Annotated in this window: 1 pseudogene; it reads right to left on the reverse strand. The window is 74.2% G+C overall.

Annotated elements, in window-relative coordinates:
• A pseudogene (locus tag E1283_RS37980) lies at nt 1-403 on the reverse strand (hypothetical protein); the annotation flags it as partial.

The following is a 403-nucleotide window of genomic DNA, read 5'->3' on the forward strand; positions in this document are numbered from 1 at the left end:
GCGCAGGCCGAACCAGGTCGACTCCATCTCCTCGAAGATCGGGGTCCGTTCCGGAGCGTGCTGGGGCTGCTGGTGGGGCAGCGGGTCGCGCAGTTCGTCGGGCGCCCTGGTCGGCTCGGGGCGCTGGTAACCGGTGGGTTGCGGTTCCTCACGCTGGTACGACCGGGGCTCCGGCTCGTAGCGGGGTTCCGGCTCGTACCGGGGTTCCGGCTCGTAGCGGGGCTCGGAGCGCGACCAGTCCTGGTCGCGGTCGGCCCAGGAGTCGCGCCGCGGTTCGGGCGATGCCTGGGCGGGCTCCTCGGAGCGGACGGGGCCCTCCGACCGGACGCCGGGGAACTCGCGGGTGGCGAACTCGCCCGTGTCGTTGGCCGCCTGGTAGCCGCCGATCGGGTCGGGGGAGGTC

This window comes from Streptomyces hainanensis, from assembly GCF_004348415.1.
Lineage (GTDB): Bacteria > Actinomycetota > Actinomycetes > Streptomycetales > Streptomycetaceae > Streptomyces > Streptomyces hainanensis.